The 16,791-nt window shown below is 62.6% G+C and carries 18 protein-coding genes and 2 tRNA genes; 5 read left to right on the forward strand and 15 right to left on the reverse strand.

The features are described from left to right. The first annotated feature begins 411 nt into the window (after nt 1-411). The 5 genes from AC1DUR_RS24380 to AC1DUR_RS24400 all read left to right on the forward strand — a co-directional run bounded on the left by AC1DUR_RS24380 (nt 412) and on the right by AC1DUR_RS24400 (nt 4,311). The gene (locus AC1DUR_RS24380) at nt 412-1,011 is read left to right on the forward strand and encodes a TetR/AcrR family transcriptional regulator (RefSeq protein ID WP_477722277.1); all 600 of its coding nucleotides are present in this window, start codon (nt 412-414) and stop codon (nt 1,009-1,011) included. 153 nt (nt 1,012-1,164) lie between these two features. Beyond that, nucleotides 1,165-1,977, forward strand: coding sequence for an oxidoreductase (locus AC1DUR_RS24385; protein ID WP_477722278.1), 813 nt, complete (start codon nt 1,165-1,167; stop codon nt 1,975-1,977). A 46-nt stretch (nt 1,978-2,023) separates the two neighbouring features. Continuing rightward, nucleotides 2,024-2,503: a DUF2147 domain-containing protein gene (locus AC1DUR_RS24390; RefSeq protein ID WP_477722279.1), complete on the forward strand. Its 480-nt coding sequence runs from the start codon at nt 2,024-2,026 to the stop codon at nt 2,501-2,503. A gap of 15 nt (nt 2,504-2,518) precedes the next feature. Continuing rightward, entirely contained in the window at nt 2,519-3,520 is a 1,002-nt protein-coding gene (locus AC1DUR_RS24395) for an NADP-dependent oxidoreductase (protein WP_477722280.1), read from the forward strand. Between the two features lie 86 nt (nt 3,521-3,606). Beyond that, a complete protein-coding gene (locus tag AC1DUR_RS24400) occupies nt 3,607-4,311 on the forward strand; it encodes an SDR family oxidoreductase (RefSeq protein WP_477722281.1) in 705 nt (234 codons plus the stop codon). Nucleotides 4,312-4,549: 238 nt separating this feature from the next. Here AC1DUR_RS24400 and AC1DUR_RS24405 read toward each other — a convergent pair whose 3' ends face one another. The 15 genes from AC1DUR_RS24405 to AC1DUR_RS24475 all read right to left on the reverse strand — a co-directional run bounded on the left by AC1DUR_RS24405 (nt 4,550) and on the right by AC1DUR_RS24475 (nt 16,538). Continuing rightward, a complete protein-coding gene (locus AC1DUR_RS24405; protein WP_477722282.1) occupies nt 4,550-5,032 on the reverse strand; it encodes a low molecular weight protein-tyrosine-phosphatase in 483 nt (160 codons plus the stop codon). A 15-nt stretch (nt 5,033-5,047) separates the two neighbouring features. Further along, entirely contained in the window at nt 5,048-5,317 is a 270-nt protein-coding gene (locus AC1DUR_RS24410) for a hypothetical protein (RefSeq protein ID WP_477722283.1), read from the reverse strand. A gap of 337 nt (nt 5,318-5,654) precedes the next feature. Beyond that, nucleotides 5,655-6,152: a hypothetical protein gene (locus AC1DUR_RS24415; protein WP_477722284.1), complete on the reverse strand. Its 498-nt coding sequence runs from the start codon at nt 6,150-6,152 to the stop codon at nt 5,655-5,657. A gap of 94 nt (nt 6,153-6,246) precedes the next feature. After that, entirely contained in the window at nt 6,247-6,456 is a 210-nt protein-coding gene (locus tag AC1DUR_RS24420; protein WP_477722285.1) for an ATP-binding protein, read from the reverse strand. Between the two features lie 119 nt (nt 6,457-6,575). Continuing rightward, the gene (locus AC1DUR_RS24425) at nt 6,576-6,896 is read right to left on the reverse strand and encodes a hypothetical protein (RefSeq protein WP_477722286.1); all 321 of its coding nucleotides are present in this window, start codon (nt 6,894-6,896) and stop codon (nt 6,576-6,578) included. Nucleotides 6,897-7,132: 236 nt separating this feature from the next. Beyond that, nucleotides 7,133-7,208 (reverse strand) — tRNA-Gly (locus AC1DUR_RS24430). A 55-nt stretch (nt 7,209-7,263) separates the two neighbouring features. Next, a tRNA-Phe gene (locus AC1DUR_RS24435) sits at nt 7,264-7,339 on the reverse strand. Between the two features lie 57 nt (nt 7,340-7,396). Beyond that, complete coding sequence (locus AC1DUR_RS24440) at nt 7,397-8,074, reverse strand: response regulator (protein WP_477722287.1); 678 nt, start codon at nt 8,072-8,074, stop codon at nt 7,397-7,399. 68 nt (nt 8,075-8,142) lie between these two features. Continuing rightward, nucleotides 8,143-10,440: a sensor histidine kinase gene (locus AC1DUR_RS24445; RefSeq protein ID WP_477722288.1), complete on the reverse strand. Its 2,298-nt coding sequence runs from the start codon at nt 10,438-10,440 to the stop codon at nt 8,143-8,145. Next, complete coding sequence (locus AC1DUR_RS24450; protein WP_477722289.1) at nt 10,437-11,087, reverse strand: DUF4390 domain-containing protein; 651 nt, start codon at nt 11,085-11,087, stop codon at nt 10,437-10,439. Before AC1DUR_RS24450 ends, AC1DUR_RS24445 begins: the two co-directional genes overlap by 4 nt. Then, nucleotides 11,068-12,498, reverse strand: a complete 1,431-nt coding sequence (rsmB, locus tag AC1DUR_RS24455; protein WP_477722290.1) for a 16S rRNA (cytosine(967)-C(5))-methyltransferase RsmB — start codon at nt 12,496-12,498, stop codon at nt 11,068-11,070. Before rsmB ends, AC1DUR_RS24450 begins: the two co-directional genes overlap by 20 nt. Before the next feature lie 318 nt (nt 12,499-12,816). After that, on the reverse strand, nt 12,817-14,109 hold the full coding sequence (locus AC1DUR_RS24460) for an NAD(P)/FAD-dependent oxidoreductase (RefSeq protein ID WP_477722291.1): 1,293 nt from the start codon (nt 14,107-14,109) through the stop codon (nt 12,817-12,819). A 20-nt stretch (nt 14,110-14,129) separates the two neighbouring features. Beyond that, nucleotides 14,130-14,468, reverse strand: a complete 339-nt coding sequence (locus tag AC1DUR_RS24465; RefSeq protein ID WP_477719229.1) for a c-type cytochrome — start codon at nt 14,466-14,468, stop codon at nt 14,130-14,132. A 162-nt stretch (nt 14,469-14,630) separates the two neighbouring features. After that, nucleotides 14,631-15,638 carry a M48 family metalloprotease gene (locus tag AC1DUR_RS24470; protein ID WP_477722292.1) on the reverse strand — a complete coding sequence of 336 codons (1,008 nt, stop codon included), beginning with the start codon at nt 15,636-15,638 and terminating at the stop codon, nt 14,631-14,633. 306 nt (nt 15,639-15,944) lie between these two features. Next, nucleotides 15,945-16,538 (reverse strand): LemA family protein, encoded by a 594-nt coding sequence (locus AC1DUR_RS24475; protein ID WP_011485316.1) that lies wholly within the window; start codon nt 16,536-16,538, stop codon nt 15,945-15,947. Nucleotides 16,539-16,791: the final 253 nt, after the last annotated feature.

Genomic DNA, 16,791 nt, shown 5'->3' on the forward strand with positions numbered 1-16,791 from the left:
AACTCCGGACTCGTCAGAACGTTGAAGAATTCCACCGCCTGGGTCGATCTCGCCCGGCGTCCAATGCTGCTGCAACGTTGATGCAAGACGCTTTGGGCATTACGATCCATGGTGGCTGGCCTTTGGGAAGATGGTTTGGGTGCTTCGTAAACAACCATCCTATCGACCCTTTGGTCAGCCATCTCCCTTTGCTTTCAAGCACTTACGCACGTCGCCGAAGGCCAACCTGCCAAAGTAAGTGCCATTCCGATATAGGGTTAACCCCATTCCGATTCACCTGTCGAGCCACCCCCGCATTTCTCTGACGTCGCGTTGTGATGTTTCATTAGTTGCGGTTGCGGTTGCGGTTGCGCGGTGCCGCCTGACGGCATTGCCAAAACCGTCACGGTGCATACTTTTGCAAAATCATGTATGATGAATATCATGCGAAATACAAAGCACAACGCCAGAACGGCAGCCAAGGAGGCCTCACACGAACGCATCGTGTCCGTAGCTGCGCGGGCGATTCGTCGTAGCGGCTACGACGGCACCGGCGTCGCCGACATCATGAAGGAGGCCGGCCTGACCCATGGCGCGTTTTACGCCCACTTCGCGTCGCGCGAGGCCATGCTGGCGGAAGCCGCGACCCGGGCGTGCGCCGAGTCAGCCACTGTAGCGGCAGGCGTTGTTGCCAGCGTGCCCTCCGAACAGGCTTTGGCATCCATGCTTCGCACCTACCTCTCGCGGGAGCACCTGGAACAGATTGAACTGGGATGCCCCCTGGCCGCGCTGGGCTCGGAGACGCCGCGCCAGGCACCCGAAGTACGCCGGGTGACCACCCGGCACATCAAGGAAACGATTGATCTTGTCGCCCGCCAGTCGCCTGACTGGGGGCAGCCCGGCGCCCACGAACGGGCACTCGTGACCGTGGCCACCATGGTGGGCACATTGCTGTTGGCTCGCGCAGTCGATGAACCCGCACTGGCGGATGCCCTGTGCGCGGCCGCATTGAAGCACCTGCCCCCCGCCTGAATCCACTGAGAACGCACCACCTTTTCGTTCGCCTCAACATATGATAGTCATCATGCGAAATCAATATAACGCCAGTCCGGCGAGCCCTAGTGTTCGGCAATGCACCCCGCATGCCGACGAGTCCCGAATTCCACCTGCTGAAGGAGAAACGTCATGAACATGAAAAACAAGGTTGCCCTCGTGACGGGGGCCTCCTCGGGCATCGGCGAAGCGAGTGCGCAGCGGCTTTCAAAGGCCGGCTACAAGGTGTACGGCACCAGCAGGCGCGGCGGCCAAGCGGGCCAACGATCGTTCGAGATGCTGCCCCTGGATGTGACCCAGGACGAGTCGGTCGACGCTGCGGTCCAGAAGCTCATGCAGTTGGAAGGCCGCATCGACCTTCTCGTGAACAACGCCGGCTTCGGGGTCGCTGCAGCCGGTGCGGAAGAGAGTTCGATAGCGCAGGCCCAGTCGATCTTCGATACGAACTTCTTCGGGATGGTGCGGATGACTCGGGCCGTCGTACCGCACATGCGCAGCCAAAGAGGTGGGCGCATCATCAACATTGGCTCCGTGCTGGGTTTCCTGCCCATGCCTTATATGGCGCTGTACTCCGCCACCAAGCATGCGGTCGCGGGCTATTCGGAATCGCTCGACCATGAACTGCGCACGATGGGCATTCGCGTCTCGGTGGTCGAGCCCGCCTACATCAATACGCCGTTCGATGCGAATCTGATGAAACCCGATGCTCCCCTTGACGTGTATCGCGAGATTCGCGCGGGCGTGGAGAAGCGGGTCAAGGAAGTGCTGGTGGGCGCGGACGGGCCGGAGGTAGTGGCCGAAATCGTGCTGAAGGCGGCCACGGCGGCGCATCCAAAAATCCACTACGCCCCCGGCCTCGCCAGCCGCATGCGCCTGCTGCGCAGGTTTGCGCCTGCCAGCGTGCTGGATGCAGGGGTTCGAAAAGACCTGCGCCTCGCAGCGTAGTTGGCTCAGCCCACCCAACTCAACGAAACCCAACTCATTCACAACCATGAACCCTGTATCTCTCTGTCTCACGCTCCGGCCCGCGCTCGTGTTCAAAGCCTTCATCGCGGCCGCTGCGCTCACGACGCTGCCAGTCTGGGCAGACGACGCATCGCCCGCTGGCCTGTGGAGGAACGTCGACGACATCAGCGGCAAGCCGCGGGCGCTGATCCGCATCACCGAATCGAATGGAACTCTTCAGGGCAAGATCGAGAAAGTGCTCCCCGGCCCGACCGAAGACCCGAATCCGAAGTGCGGCAAATGCGAAGGCGCGAACAAGAATGCACCGATCATCGGGCTGGTGATTCTGAACGGCCTGACGAAGGATGGCGAGGAATACGGCGACGGCCAAATTCTCGACCCGGACAACGGCAAGGTCTATAGCAGCAAAGTGCGCCTGACCGACGACGGCAAGAAGCTCAGCGTGCGCGGCTATATCGGCGTGCCCGTCCTGGGCCGTTCACAAACCTGGGTACGCCAGGAATAAGGAAAAAGGAAAAGCATGAAAGCATTTGTTCTCGAGCGATATGGAAAAAAGCGCGCGCTGCGCCTGGAAGACATGCCAGATCCGGAACTGCGCGACGACGAGGTCCTGGTCCAGGTGCATGCCGCTGGCGTGAACCTGCTGGACTCCAAGATCCGGGACGGAGAGTTCAAACTCATCCTGCCCTATCGCCTGCCCCTCATCCTGGGCCACGACGTCGCTGGGGTGGTCGTCAAGGTTGGCCCGCGTGTGCGGCAGTTCAAGCTGGGCGATGAGGTCTATGCGCGGCCGGATGATTTTCGGATCGGTACGTTCGCTGAATTCGTCCCCGTCAAGGAGGCATCGCTTGCGCTCAAGCCCAAGGGTCTCACGATGGAAGAAGCCGCGTCCATTCCCCTGGTGGCTTTGACGGCTTGGCAGGCACTGGTCGAGAAGGCCAACCTGAAGCGGGGGCAGAAGGTCTTCATTCAGGCTGGCTCCGGCGGCGTAGGCACTTTTGCCATCCAGTTGGCCAAGCATCTGGGCGCAACCGTTGCCACGACGACGAGCACGGCCAATGTCGCACTCGTGAAGAGCCTGGGCGCAGATGTGGTCATCGACTACAAGACGCAGGACTTCGAGGATGTCTTGCGCGACTACGACGTGGTCCTGAACAGCCAGGACGGCAAGACGCTAGCAAAATCCCTGCGCGTGCTCAAGGCCGGCGGCAAGCTCATCACCATCTCCGGGCCGCCTGACCCCGACTTCGGCAAGGAAAGCGGAGCACCCGGGTTCGTGAAACTGGTCATGCGGCTGCTGAGCTCAGGCATCAGACGCAAGGCAAAGAGCCGCGGGGTCAGCTTCTCGTTCCTATTCATGAAGGCGAACGGGAGCCAACTTCGCGAGATCACCCGCCTCTTCGATGCCGGCGTCATCCGCCCCGTGATGGATCGGGTCTTCCCGTTCGAATCAACCAACGAGGCCATGGCCTATGTCGAAGCGGGCCGCGCAAAAGGCAAGGTCGTCGTCAAGATCAAGTGAGTTTGTTCATGTCAGCGCGGTGGGAAGACCTGAAAGCCGGCAGCTGAATCTGTTTGTCCCCCTCCCCTTATTTTTTGGAGATTCCTATGAAAATTGAAAATTCTGTTGTCCTCGTCACGGGCGCCAATCGCGGCATCGGCCTGGCATTCGCGCGCGAACTGCTCGCCCGCGGTGCCCGCAAGGTCTACGCCGGCTCGCGCGACCCCGCAACCGTCACCCAATCCGGTGTTCAAGCCCTGCGACTCGACGTCACCAATCCGGCAGACGTGGCAGCCGCTGCAGCGCTGGCGTCTGATGTCACGCTGGTGATCAACAATGCCGGCATTGCCCAGCCGGGAGGTTTTCTCGCAGCCGACAGCGAAGACGCCGCACGGCGCATCTTCGAGACCAACTTCTTCGCCGTGTTGCGCATGAGCAAGGCCTTCGCGCCGATTCTCAAAGGCAACGGCGGCGGTGCGTTGCTCAACGTCTTGTCGGTCGCCTCCTGGGTCAACGGCGGCGAGTTGGCAGCCTATTCGGCCAGCAAGTCCGCAGCCTGGTCGCTCACCAATGCCCTGCGCAATGAACTGGCGGCGCAGAAGACGCAAGTGCTGGCGCTGCACATGGCCTACGTCGATACCGATCTCACGCGCGGGTTCGATGTCCCGAAGTCCAGCCCTGAGGAGATTGTCAAGCGTGCGCTCGACGGACTCGAATCGGGCTTCGATGAGGTGCTGGCCGATGAACTCACCCAGCAGGTCAAGCACGGGATGACGGCGGCGAGGCCCAGCTACCTTCCACAGGCGTCCTGAACCCGAAACTTGACTGGATCGCCAGCATGGCGACGTTTTACACGCCAGGCCCAAAGGGCTACACCGACTATCCGGCCCTTGCGCAACAATCCAGTGTGCCGGTACGAGCTGACCACACCGGGGGCTAGTTCGCGCCGGCGGTTCGACCAGTCGGGCGCCACCGTTGTACCCACTAAAGGCACTTAAATAACTCGGTGATCCAATCCTTCTTCTTCTGTTTCTGCGAAAAGCTGGGTCATCAGAGACTAACCCGCTGCCTCACATGCCGGATCAACCCCTCACAAGCATCTTCCACCAGGTCCAGGACATGCTCAAAGCCATCCTTACCGCCGTAGTAAGGGTCAGGCACCACGGGACTCTCGTGCTTCAGACAGAACTCAGTCAGCCTGCGCACCTTGCCTTGATATTCAGCGGGGCATTCAGCCTGGATCAAAGCCATGTTGTCCCAGTCCATTGCCAGGATCAAGTCGTGGCTCTCGAAGTCTAAGTCCACGATTTGACGGGCTCGCAGGTCTGACAGGTCATAGCCTCGCTTCACGGCGTGAGCCTGGGAGCGTTCGTCTGGCGGGTTACCGGCGTGATAGTTGTGCGTGCCGGCCGAGTCTACTTGTACCTGATCGGCCAGGCCATGCTCGATGAGCTTCTGCCGGAATACACCATGAGCCGTGGGGCTTCGGCAGATGTTGCCCATGCAGACGAAGAGAACTGAGTAGGTTTTCATTGGGACAGCTGCACTTTAGCCAGTAACAGGCACGACCGGTCTTAGCCACACTGCAGCAGCCTCTTCCGGCGGCATGGAACGAAGCTGCGCGTCCTGCCATATCGCCACAGCAACCTCTTCAAGTTGAGCCGTTTCAACCGTGTGCCAACGCTCGTGCAGCTTCTCGCCGCACTTGGCAATCCACTGGCTTGGGGTCATCTCGTCCATGACTTCAATATACTGTATAAATCCACAGTTTGTCCAGTAAGATGGTTGGCAATCGCAGGAAAAAGGAAACAGAGCCATGCAGCACCCTTCACCTCAAAGTCAACCGCGTCGAGCAATGCCTTCGTCTCCCCCTCCGCGTCTACGCAAGGTTTCTCCCTGGCCCTTTCCTGCTGCAGTGAAACGGCACTCGGAGGCTGACTTCTTGGCGATTGCTCGGCGGATCGTTGAGACTACTGCGCAGCAATGGGCAGCGAAGCAGGATGGCTTTTAGTGGGCGCCTCACATTCTCGATCTCAATCTGATCGATTCGCTTCACTGTTGAGCCCGGAAAAGCTGACTCAAAAAAACCCGCCGCCCCTGGCAAGTGCTGACACCGACGTGGGGGCTGCGTGCTCGCAGACGCGCTCGACCCATGCTAATTGCGGTACGGATCGTCCGGGAGGCGGTCGTAGCGGTTGCGAACGCCGTCACCGTCACGATCGCGGTCGTCCTGGTTCATGATGCCGTCGCGGTCTAGATCACCGTAAGGGCCGTAAAGGCGTGCATGGCGCCGCTGGTTGCGCGGGCTGTCCGGATCGTAGACGTTGGCGATGCCATCGCGGTCGTGGTCGCCGTAAGGGCCGCGGCGTTCCCAGTTCTGCCTGTCATAGCGCCCATAGTGGCCCGGCGCGGGCGTGTAGACCGGCTGGGGATCCACGTACACGGGGCGAGGTGCCGCGTAAACAGCCCGGGGCTGGACGTAGACCGGCTGGGGCTGCACATACACAGGCGCCGGCTGCACGTAGACTCCTGGTGACTGCACGCCGACAGAGAAGTAAACGTCGCTACGGGCGTGCGCCGCAGAAGCCGCCGCGAAAGCGCCCAGTGCGACCGCAACTGCTGCGAGCGATTTGGTGGAAATGAGAGGTTTCATGAAAGCTCCTTGGGTTGGCATGGATCACATCTTGCGCGTCCGTGTATGAACGCAAGCTGAACCGATTCAAGAAAGATTTTGAGCAGGCTGGCAGTCAAGCGGCCAGCAGGACAATGTCCACCTGCGCCCCACCCCACTCGGAGCGAGACAGCTTCAGCTCACCTTCGTGGCTGGCCACCAGGTCAGTGACGACCGCCAAGCCGACGCCATGGCCGGGCACTTGTTCGTCTGCGCGCACATGCAGCTGCAATATGGACTGCGTATCGCTGAATCCAGGACCGTCGTCCTCGACCCGGATGCTCAATCAATCCGCTTCATGCCATACGCTGACGACAATTCGATGTCTTGCCCACTTGGCCGCGTTATCCATGACGTTGCCCAGCATTTCAAAATGCATCACCTTAGTCGATCCGCCAATTCAGCTCAGGCGGGCACTCGACGGTGAGGGCCAAGCACTTTTCGGCATAGACCTTGCCCAGCGATTCGCGATTCGCGATTCGCGATTCGATTCAGTATTGGCGCCAGAGGCAGATAAGGTGCAAAGCGCGCAGTGCCGTTGGCCGCCGCCCGGCCGAGCTGGTGTTGAACAATGTCATCCATGCGCGCCACCTGCTGGGCCACCATGGCGGGCAACTGCAACGGGTCATTGAAGGCGGTGCGCAGCACGGCCAGCGGTGTCTTGAGGCTGTGGGCGAGGAAACTCAGTGCTTCCTTGTACCGGGTCTGGCGGATACTCGCACACAAGAATCGAGCCAGCGCATTAAGTCAAGGCTCGATGGGAGAGCGGGTAAAACTTCCTAGGTAACACTGCGCTTCCCATCTAGCTCGTCATATCATGTTTCCCATTTCTCACTCTCCTCGCTCTTTCAGCGTTTAAGAAAGTGTCCGTTATTTCGGGGGAAGCCTGTGCGCATTCGCAGTGAGCTCGCCAAGTTCAGAGCCTATCGCAATGGACAGATCTACAGGCAATTTGGAAAATATGGAGCGGGAAAAGAGTCTCGAACTCTCGACCTCAACCTTGGCAAGGTTGCGCTCTACCAACTGAGCTATTCCCGCGCATGACCGCTGCTGCGATCAAAGAAAAACCCATCGCGTGGATGGGTTTTCAATTTGGTGGCCTGGGGCGGAATCGAACCACCGACACAAGGATTTTCAATCCTCTGCTCTACCGACTGAGCTACCGGGCCTGAGCCTAAGATTATATATCAGCCGCGGGCACCGCTAAAAAGCGACTGCCCCGGTACTCAAGCGGCGCGCTTGCCGCGCGTGAGGTCGACACCCAATTGCTTCAGCTTGCGGTAGAGGTGAGTGCGTTCCAGACCGGTCTTCTCGGCCACGCGGGTCATGGAGCCGCCCTCTTTGGCGAGGTGAAATTCAAAGTAGGCTTTTTCAAATTCGTCACGCGCATCGCGCAGCGGCTTTTCCAGCAGGAAGCTCTGCGTGGCTTGTGGCCCCAAGTCAATGGGTGCGGGCAAGGTGCCGCCCGTCATGACGGCTTCCACCGTGATATCTGCCGAATGCACCGTCGCGTGGTTCAGGATGGCTGGCTTGCGGGCCGCTGTTTTGGTGAGGCCCTGCTCCACCGCCTTGAGCAGTTTTTGCAGGGTGATGGGTTTTTCAAGAAACGCCATGGCGCCAATTTTGGTGGCCTCTACCGCGGTGTCTATGGTGGCGTGGCCGCTCATCATGATGACGGGCATGCTGAGCAGGCCGCTGGACGACCACTCCTTGAGCAGTGTCACGCCATCGGTGTCGGGCATCCAGATGTCGAGCAGCACCAGGTCGGGCCGGGTGCGCGAACGGGCGGCACGCGCCTGCGCTGCGTTTTCAGCCAGTTCGACCTGATGCCCTTCGTCATTGAGAATTTCCGAGAGAAGGTCGCGTATGCCCAGCTCATCGTCGACCACCAGAATATTTGCCATGATTGAATTGCTGCCCTGCCAGTTGTTGCCGATGCGGAGTGTCGTTGAATGTGTTACTGAATGTGTTGTTAAACCACAACTGCAAATGATAACGACACTTGTGCCCCTTGCACCACACCGTCCACCACGCGGTTGGAAATATCGATGCGTGCGCCGTGTTCATCTGCAATCTTTTTGACGACAGCAAGACCCAGGCCAGTGCCTTTGACCTTGGTGGTCACGTAGGGCTCAAAGGCCCGCTTGAGGATGTACTCGGGAAAGCCGGTGCCGTTGTCGCGCACGCTCAGGCGTACGCGCTTCGAGGTGTCGGAGTATTCGGTTTTCAGGGTAACACGGGCATCCGGCCTGCCTTCCTGCGCGTCCTGCGCGTTTTGCAGCAGGTTGTGAATGACCTGGCGCAGCTGCTGGCCGTCGCCCTGAATCCGCGGGGCTTTGGGGTCCAGCTCGGCATAAACCGGCACCACCGCGTTCTCGCCGGCGTACAGCTGCATCACATCGTTGACCAGCGCATTGAGGTCTATGGGTTTGAGTTCGGCGGCAGGCAGGCGGGCGTAGTCGCGAAACTCATTGACGAGGCGCTTCATGGCGTCAACCTGGTCCACGATGGTTTTGACGGATTTGGTCAGCAGCGCCTGCTCGGTTTCGCCGACCTTGCCCGTGAGCTTCATTTCCAGGCGCTCGGCTGACAGCTGGATGGGTGTGAGGGGGTTCTTGATTTCATGCGCCAGCCTGCGTGCGACTTCGCCCCAGGCTTGCGCCCGCTGGGCCGACACCATTTCGGAGATGTCGTCGAACACCAGCAAAAACTCTTCGGTGCCCGGCATTTTGGCGCCGCGTGCAATCAGGGTGATGGCGTTGTCGGGTGCGCCGGGCACGGCGGCCTTGAGTTCAAACGATTGCTGCCAATGCTCCAGCCCATGCGGTGCATTGTTGTTAAGGTAGTCGGCAAACTGGGCCAGCACATCCTTGGCGAACACCTCCAGGCCTGGCACTTCGCCGAGGGACTTGCTGTGGTAGGCCGCCAGCGGCGCGCGCAGGATGCGGGTCGCGCCCGGGTTGCTGGACTGGATGCGGCCGCGCACGTCGAGCACGATGACGCCCGCGGTGAGGTTGTCCAGGATGGTCTGCAGGTTGGCGCGCGCGGCGTCGACCTGGTTCATGCTTTGCTGCACCGCGGAACGGGCATCGGCCAGCTGCTGCGTCATGTCGGCAAATGAACGGGTCAGGCCACCCAGTTCGTCCTTGCCCTGCAACGCGGCCTTGGGTGTCAGGTCGCCCTGGGCGACCTGTCTCACGCCTTCGGCCAGCACCAGCAGCGGCTTGGCCAGCTGGTTGCCCAGCAAGACCGCCAGCAGCACGGCGCCAAACACCGCCAGGAAGAGGCTGAGCGTGAGGGTGCCGATGTACATCTTGCGCAGGCCGCTGCGCGCCAGTGCGCGCTCCTGGTATTCACGGTTGGCCTCCTGCACGGCAATGGCGTTGGCCACCAGGCTCGCGGGCAATATCTCGGTCACCTGCAAAAAGCGCGACTCACCCAGGACGTTCACATTCGGGTTGTTGACCACGGCAATGGCCTTGACGCGCGGCGGCGTATTGGCCGCCGCGGCGGCGGCGCCGGCACTGGCCGCCCCGCTGCCGGCCAGCTCGCCGGTGCCGCCGGGGGACACCTCGTCCAGGCCTTCGATCTGGGTGACGACGCGCAGGGTGCGCGCGCTGCGCAGTTGCTGCGCCGAGGGGCGTTCGGGTTTGAGCAAAAAGCGCGATTCGCCCGCACTCGCAATCACCTGGCCCGATGCACTCCAGAGCACCACATCGCTGGCCGTGAGCTGGTCACGCAGGCGCTCCAGCGCCAGGCCGGCCATGGCATCGGGGGTTTCCGACAATTGCGTGGCGGCCTGCTTCGTCTTGTTGGCCAGGTCGGCCGCCAGGGTGTCCAGCGTGACACGCCCCAGGTTCAGGCCGGCCGCCAGCGCCCCTTCCACTTCCACGTCAAACCAGGTTTCGATGGAGCGCGACACGAATTGATAGGACACGACATAAATCATCAGGCCCGGGAGCAGGCCCACCAGCGCGAAGATGGCCGCCAGCTTGACGAGCAGGCGGCTGCCGAAACGGCCGCGGTGCAGCCGCAGCGCCAGGCGCAGCACGATCCAGCCGATCACCAGCAGCAAGAGCACGGCCACGGCCACGTTCAGCACAAAGAGCAGCGCGTAATTGCGTTCGTACAGCTCGCGATTGCCGGTGGCCTGGGTCAGCAGGAACATCAACACCAGACCAAGCGCGGCCATGGTTCCCACGCCCACGCCCACGGTCCAGCGAAAGGCCTTGCTGCTTTTGATCGAATCCACGTTGCGCGGACCGCTCACTTGCTTCCTTCGGTGGTGCTGGCTGCGGATGCCGCCGGCTCCAGCCTCAGCCTTTCCTTGAGCTGCGCGGACACCGCCCACTCCCGTTGGCCGGCCACGCCGATCTGGAAGGGGCGTGGCAGTTGCGACAGGTCTAGCCGGAAACTGAATTCGAGCTTGTGTGTGGCATCGAGATCGACATCGGATGTTTCGGCAATTTTCCAGCGGGCCACGCGCTGGATGGCCGACAGGGCTTCGGGCAGGGTGTCGTAGTTCTGGTTGAGCGTAGCACGCAAGCCGGCCGAGCTGCTGATCAGGCCCGGGGCCACGTTGACGCGCCAGCGCCGGGTCAGGGGCTGGTAGGCCAGGCGAATGGTGCGGGCGGCGCTGGCCACCCGCGGATCCGTCCAGTACCAACGCTCACGGTAGATGTCGGCCTCGACCACAAAAAACATCGGGATGCCCTTGAGCAGGGCGTCTTCCACCACTGGCGGTATGTCAAACCGGACCAGCGCCGACAGGTGGATGCCGTCATCGGCGCGTTCGACGCGCAGCTGGGAGATCTCGGTGGCCGACGCCACCCCGGCGCCAGCCCCGCAGGCCAGCAGCGCGCACAGGTAAAAACCCAGCAGGAAGCGCACAACGGTGCTAAGGGTTGCGTTTTTCAAGAATGGCGTAATAAAAACCGTCGTGCTCACGCATCAAATTGTCCGGGAAGACTGTCGCTTCGACCCCACTTTGGGGCAGCAAATGCCCTGGCGATGGCATTAATAAAGCATCTGTGTGGTGTGCAACAAACGTTTGTATCTGGTTGTCGCCTTCCGCCCGGAAAACCGAGCAGGTGCAATACAACAGCCGTCCACCCGGCTTGAGCAGCGGCCACAGCGCCTGGAGCAAATGCGCCTGGATGCCGGCCAGTTGGGCAATGTCGGTCGGCCGGCGCAGCCAGCGCACGTCGGGATGACGCCGCACAATGCCCGAGGCGGTACAGGGCGCGTCGAGCAGGATGCCGTCGTAAAGCTGGCCGTCCCACCAGTCCTGCGGGCGACCTGCATCGGCCACCTCGATGTGCGCCTGCAAACCCAGGCGCCCCAGGTTTTGGGCGATGCGCGTGCAACGGCGGGCGTCGATGTCGAGCGCGGTCACCTCGCAGTCGGCCAGCTCCAGCAGGTGGGCGGTTTTACCGCCGGGCGCGGCGCAGGCGTCCAGGATCCTCGGGCGCGCGCCCTGCCCGTCGCCGGTGTTCAGCCCCTCGAGCAACAGCGGCGCGGCGAGCTGCGCAGCGGCATCCTGCACCGAAAAATGCCCCTCGGCAAAACCCGGCAGCGACGGCACAGGCTGGGCGCTGGCCAGGATCACACCCTGTTTCCCCACCGGTGTCGCCGCAATATTCATAGCAGACAATGCCAGCAAATACTGGGCTTGCGTCGTCTTTTGTTCATTAACCCGCAGGATCAGCGGTGCCCGGGAGTTGTTGGCCTGCAGGATGGCCTGCCATTGGCCGGGGTGGTCCTTGCGCACCCGGTCTATCCACCACTGCGGGTGGTTCCAGACGGCCTGGGGACTTTTTTCGCTGCGCGCCACCAGGTCGTCCCGCTCGCGCAGGAAGCGTCGCAGGCAGCCGTTGATAAAACTGGCCTGGTGCTGCGTGGCGTCGCCGCGCTTGGCGGCCTCAACAGCCTGGTCAACCAAGGTGTGCGCCGTGTACCTGGCCCCCACGCTTGTCGCTTCGCGTACTACGCTGCCCCCCGAGGGGGCTAATTTTCCTAGGGGCGGCCCGTCGGAAAATTGTTCCGCATTGCGGACATCGATTTCGTTCCAGGCCAAGGCCAAGGCCACGCACAGCAAGGCGTCGGCTTCGGGTGGCGGCGGGCGTTTGGCCAGTTGCTGGCGCAGGGCCTCGGCGCGGCCCAACCAGCGCAGCGTGTGAAAGCCCAGCGACTGAACGCCGGGCCGCAGCGCGGCGTCGACGTCCTCGAGCGCGGCCGTCATGGACTGGCCATCACGCACGGCCATCAAAAGGGAAGCAGCCCCCTGAAGCTGGCGCCACAGGGGAATTTGGGTCGGGTTGTCTTGCATCGGGGTATTAGACCAGCCCCCACGGTTGCTCACTGCGTGTAGCGCCCTGCCCCCCGAGGGGGCCGCCCGCCTGTGGCCCGGCAAAGCCGGTTCCAAGGCTCATGCTGGGTTTAAGAGTTCAGGGGACACTACCAGCGGGGGCCGCGGGACTGGCTCTGCCAGACCGCTGGCGCCGCCCCCTTGAGGGGGGAACAGGCTACACGCAGTGAGCCTGGACGGGGGTGCCTTATATACACGCCTGCGGTCCGGCAAAGCCAGTCCCGCGGCCCCTGCTTGCAATTCGGAGTGGCCAGTGGGGTGGCCCGCCCGGAGCCAACCTCAGGTCAGGGTATCTGCCCAGATGTTGCTCGCCCAGTTCAGGGCATAAACACCCTCGAGTTCAGTCGGACCGGTGCTGACACCGCCGGAGCCGGCCACGGTCTTGAAGGTTTTTTCGGCGGCCACATACTCGTGCACGCTGGCCACGTGGATCACATTCTTGTTGTCGACGAAGCTGTAGCAGGTATTCGTGAGCATGGGCGCGGGGTTCACGTCCCAGCCGGAGAGCTGCGCCACGATCGCGGCGGCGGCCACCTTGCCATGGTTGTTGGCCATGTGACCGCTCTTGGGCATGGCGGGCGCCACCTGGATGGCGTCGCCCAGCACATGCACATCTTTGGCGGCGGTCGACTCAAAGCTCAGGTAATTGACGCCGCACCAGCGGTTGTTGGCCTGGTTGTTGAGCCCCGCCAGCACGGCAATCGCGCCTGCACGCATGGGCGGCAGCACGTTCAGCACATTGGCCTTGACATCGTCCTGCACATCAAACCTGATGAGGCCCGCCTTCGCATCGACCGCGGTGACCTTGTGCTGGCTGCGGTACTCGACCATGCCCTTGTACTGCTCGGCCCAGACCTTCTTGAACAGGGGGCCTTTGGAGGTGACATCAGGGTTGGCGTCCAGGATCAACACCTTGCTGCGCGGCTTGGCGGCCTTGAAATAGCCGGCAATGACCGACGCGCGCTCATAAGGGCCGGGCGGGCAGCGGTAGGGAGCTTCGGGAATGGTGATGGCATACACGCCGCCGTCGGGCATGGCTTCGAGTTGCCGGCGCAGCGCCATGGTTTCGGCGCCGGCCTTCCAGGCCTGAAGAATCTGGCCGGCGGCATTGGCTTCCCTCAGGCCTTCCACGCTGCCCAACAACAGCTCCACACCGGGCGAGACGACCAGCTTGTCGTAGGCGATGGTGGTGCCGCTCCCAAGCGTGACGGTCTTGCGGGCGGTATCGATGGCGCTGGCGTAATCCTTGACGACGGTGATGCCGTGGTTTCTGGACAGGCCCGTGTAGGGTGTTGTGAGGTCGCCGAGCTGCTTGCCACCGCTGAGCACCAGGTTGGAGATGGGGCAGGAGATGAAGACGTCCTGCGGCTCGATCAGCACCACATCAATCTTGTTGGCCGACAGCAGACGCACATACTTGGCGGCCGTGGCCCCGCCGTAGCCGCCGCCAATCACCACCACCCGGGCTTTGGAAGGAGTGCCGGAGGTGCTGGCGCAGCCGGCCAGGCCCAGCAGCCCCACTGCGGCCGTTGATTGCAGGAAGGAACGGCGTTTGAAATGAGAGGTATTCATGATGTTCGGTCCTGGCTGGCTTATTTCTTCCGGGCGGCGAAGTAGGCCGCCAGCGACTCGATCTGCGCATCGCTAAAGCCTTTGCTGATCTGGTGCATCACGGTGGCCGGGCGGGTGCCCGCCTTGAAGGCCTTCAGCTGGGTGCTGATGTAATTCTTGTCGAGCCCTGCCAGCGACGTCACGCTGGAGCCTTCGACCACCTTGCCGTTGGTGCCGTGGCAGTTGGCACAGGTCGCGGCCAGGCTCGCGGCGTACAGCGCCTCCTGGGGACCGGCAGCCTGCGCCCACGCGCTTCCCGGCAGGCAGAACGCAAGGCACAGCAGAGACATCGTGAGGCTTGTGGCGGTTTTATTTTTCATGGCTTCTCCTGACGTTGCGACCAGCTGACAATTTAACGCGCGGCCCGGCGCACCCTATAGGGAGTATCCAGTACGTCGAAAGTCAAAAGGCCTGCGCGCTCCGGCATTCGAATCATGCGCCAGATTCGCGTGCACCAATCATCGCGGGCGCTTTGGCCGGATTTAAAAGATGGCGTCCGGCCGCGTGGCCACTTCATCGTCACGCTGCGCCGGCAGTGCGGCCATGGGCCGGCCATAGATGCGGCGAATGCGCTCGGACAGGGGCGGGTGGCTGGCAAACCAGCGGGCATGCGGGTTCGCGTTGACCAGGAGCATGTGCTGTACCGCCGGGTGCAGGCTGCGCCGCATGCCCAGGCCCTGCGCCTCCTCGCCCGCCACCTTGCGCAGCACGCCGCCCAGGCCGTCCTTGCTGCGTGTGAACTGCACGGCCCGGGCGTCCGCCAAATACTCGCGCTGGCGCGAGACTGCGGCCTTCAACACCCGGCCCGCCAGCCAGCCCAGCGAACCGGTGGCCATGATCGCGAAGCCTGGCAAGGCCATGAAGGAGCGATGGCCGTCCTCATCGGTCTCGCACATGCTGCGGCCCAGATTGAAAATCATCTCCAGCCCGAAGACCATGCCGCCCAGCCGCATGTTCAGGCGGGTATCACCCTCGCGCAGATGGCTGAATTCGTGGGCCACCAGGCCCTGCAGTTCGTCACGCGTCAGCTTGTCGAGGGCGCCGCGCGTGACAGCCACGACCGCGTCATCCTCGTCCCAGCCGGTGGCAAAGGCGTTGATGCCCTCTTCCCGGTCCAGCACCATGGGCACCGGCGGCTTCATGCTGGCGGCGATGGCCAGTTCGCTGACGATATTGCACAGCTTCTGTTCAGCCGCGCGGCTGGACGGCCAGGCCTCGCGCGCACCGGCACGGCGTGCCAGCTTTTCACCGCCGCCCTGCAAGGCCGAGGTCTCCAGCCACCAGCCGCCCAGCACGAACAGCAGGGTCATGCCGGTGTTGACCGCAAAGAAATAGGCGGGGTAGCCGCCAAGTCCCAGAGTCGCCATGCGCCAGCTCAGGGCCAGCGCGGCATTGACAGCCAGCACCAGCGCCAGCACCGTCAGGCCAAAGAGCAGCAGCAACCGGACGGTCTGCGCGCGGGCCGCTTCCTGCCGTTCAAAGAAACGCATTCATATTCCCACGGGTCACCTCACCCTTCGATACCTCAAGGCGACCGGGGAGACCTACGGAGGCTCCAAACCAGCCAGGGCCACGGGAGCTACACGCAGTGAGCGGCCATGGGCGCTCTCCAACCCAGCAGGGGCCGCGGGACTGGCTTTGCCAGACCGCAGGCGCAGCGGCCCCCGAGGGGCTGGAGCCCGCGGCTCCAAGCCTGGCTGCGCAGGCTTGGACGGGCGACAGAGGCGAAGCGTCCCGCGAGCCGCGGCCTGCAAGGCCTCGCGCATTACACCAAGCGACAAGCGTGGGGGCCATGACTACATCTGGATGCGGACGGCCTGGCGCTCGGCCGCGCTCTCTGTGGCGCGCAGCATGGCCGAAGGCGCAAACCCAAACACGCGGGCGATCAGCACGGCCGGGAATTGCCCCTGTGCGTTGTTGTAGTCCAGCACCGCATCGTTATAGGCCTGCCGCGCAAAGCCGACCTTGTTCTCGGTACTGGTGAGTTCTTCGCTCAGGTCGCGGATGGTCTGGTCGGCTTTCAGCTCGGGATAGGCCTCGGCCACCGCGAACAGCTGCCCGAGGCTGCTGTCCAGGGCCTGCTCGGCGGCGGCCAGCGTGGTCACGGCGGCGGCATTGGCCGGGCGGCTTCGCACCGCATCGCTGGCGGTACGCGCCTGGTTGCGCGCGGCCATCACCGCCTCCAGCGTACTCTGCTCGTGCTGCAGGTATTTCTTGGCGGCCTCCACCAGATTGGGAATCAGGTCATAGCGCCGCTTGAGCTGCACATCGATCTGGCCGAAGGCGTTGGCGATGAGGTTTTTCAGGCGCACCAGGCGGTTGTAGGCGCCCACCGCCCAGCACACCAGCAGGGCGAGCACGGCGATCGAAACCAGGTTACTGAGGGACATGGATCTTCCTTGAAGCAGAGTGACAGGCAGGCAAACCCGGAGGCCACGCCAACGCGTGCCGCGAGGTTAACTGCTTTTCGGCCGGATCGACAAGGCATCCCCCGTCGACACGACTTTCCGTATTGTTTTTATAGGCAATCATCCACGCAGCATATCGGCAAAAGCCCTTTTCGCGCGGGTTTGTGACAGGGCCGTTCGCCACCCTGATTCCGCATCTTCAGGGAAAGCGGCGCAGGCCGAAGCGGCCAAAAAA

It is taken from the genome of Polaromonas sp. P4_F4, from assembly GCF_056401355.1.

Excerpts from the sequence above, each read along its gene's own strand:
- AC1DUR_RS24385 (WP_477722278.1), top strand. The coding sequence starts at position 1,165 with ATGAACATGAAAAACAAGGTTGCCCTCGTGACGGGGGCCTCCTCGGGC.
- AC1DUR_RS24380 (WP_477722277.1), top strand. The coding sequence starts at position 412 with ATGATGAATATCATGCGAAATACAAAGCACAACGCCAGAACGGCAGCC.
- rsmB (WP_477722290.1), bottom strand. The coding sequence starts at position 12,498 with ATGCAAGACAACCCGACCCAAATTCCCCTGTGGCGCCAGCTTCAGGGG.
- AC1DUR_RS24410 (WP_477722283.1), bottom strand. The coding sequence starts at position 5,317 with ATGGCTCTGTTTCCTTTTTCCTGCGATTGCCAACCATCTTACTGGACA.
- AC1DUR_RS24395 (WP_477722280.1), top strand. The coding sequence starts at position 2,519 with ATGAAAGCATTTGTTCTCGAGCGATATGGAAAAAAGCGCGCGCTGCGC.
- AC1DUR_RS24475 (WP_011485316.1), bottom strand. The coding sequence starts at position 16,538 with ATGTCCCTCAGTAACCTGGTTTCGATCGCCGTGCTCGCCCTGCTGGTG.
- AC1DUR_RS24440 (WP_477722287.1), bottom strand. The coding sequence starts at position 8,074 with ATGGCAAATATTCTGGTGGTCGACGATGAGCTGGGCATACGCGACCTT.
- AC1DUR_RS24400 (WP_477722281.1), top strand. The coding sequence starts at position 3,607 with ATGAAAATTGAAAATTCTGTTGTCCTCGTCACGGGCGCCAATCGCGGC.
- AC1DUR_RS24415 (WP_477722284.1), bottom strand. The coding sequence starts at position 6,152 with ATGAAACCTCTCATTTCCACCAAATCGCTCGCAGCAGTTGCGGTCGCA.
- AC1DUR_RS24390 (WP_477722279.1), top strand. The coding sequence starts at position 2,024 with ATGAACCCTGTATCTCTCTGTCTCACGCTCCGGCCCGCGCTCGTGTTC.
- AC1DUR_RS24465 (WP_477719229.1), bottom strand. The coding sequence starts at position 14,468 with ATGAAAAATAAAACCGCCACAAGCCTCACGATGTCTCTGCTGTGCCTT.
- AC1DUR_RS24470 (WP_477722292.1), bottom strand. The coding sequence starts at position 15,638 with ATGCGTTTCTTTGAACGGCAGGAAGCGGCCCGCGCGCAGACCGTCCGG.
- AC1DUR_RS24405 (WP_477722282.1), bottom strand. The coding sequence starts at position 5,032 with ATGAAAACCTACTCAGTTCTCTTCGTCTGCATGGGCAACATCTGCCGA.
- AC1DUR_RS24460 (WP_477722291.1), bottom strand. The coding sequence starts at position 14,109 with ATGAATACCTCTCATTTCAAACGCCGTTCCTTCCTGCAATCAACGGCC.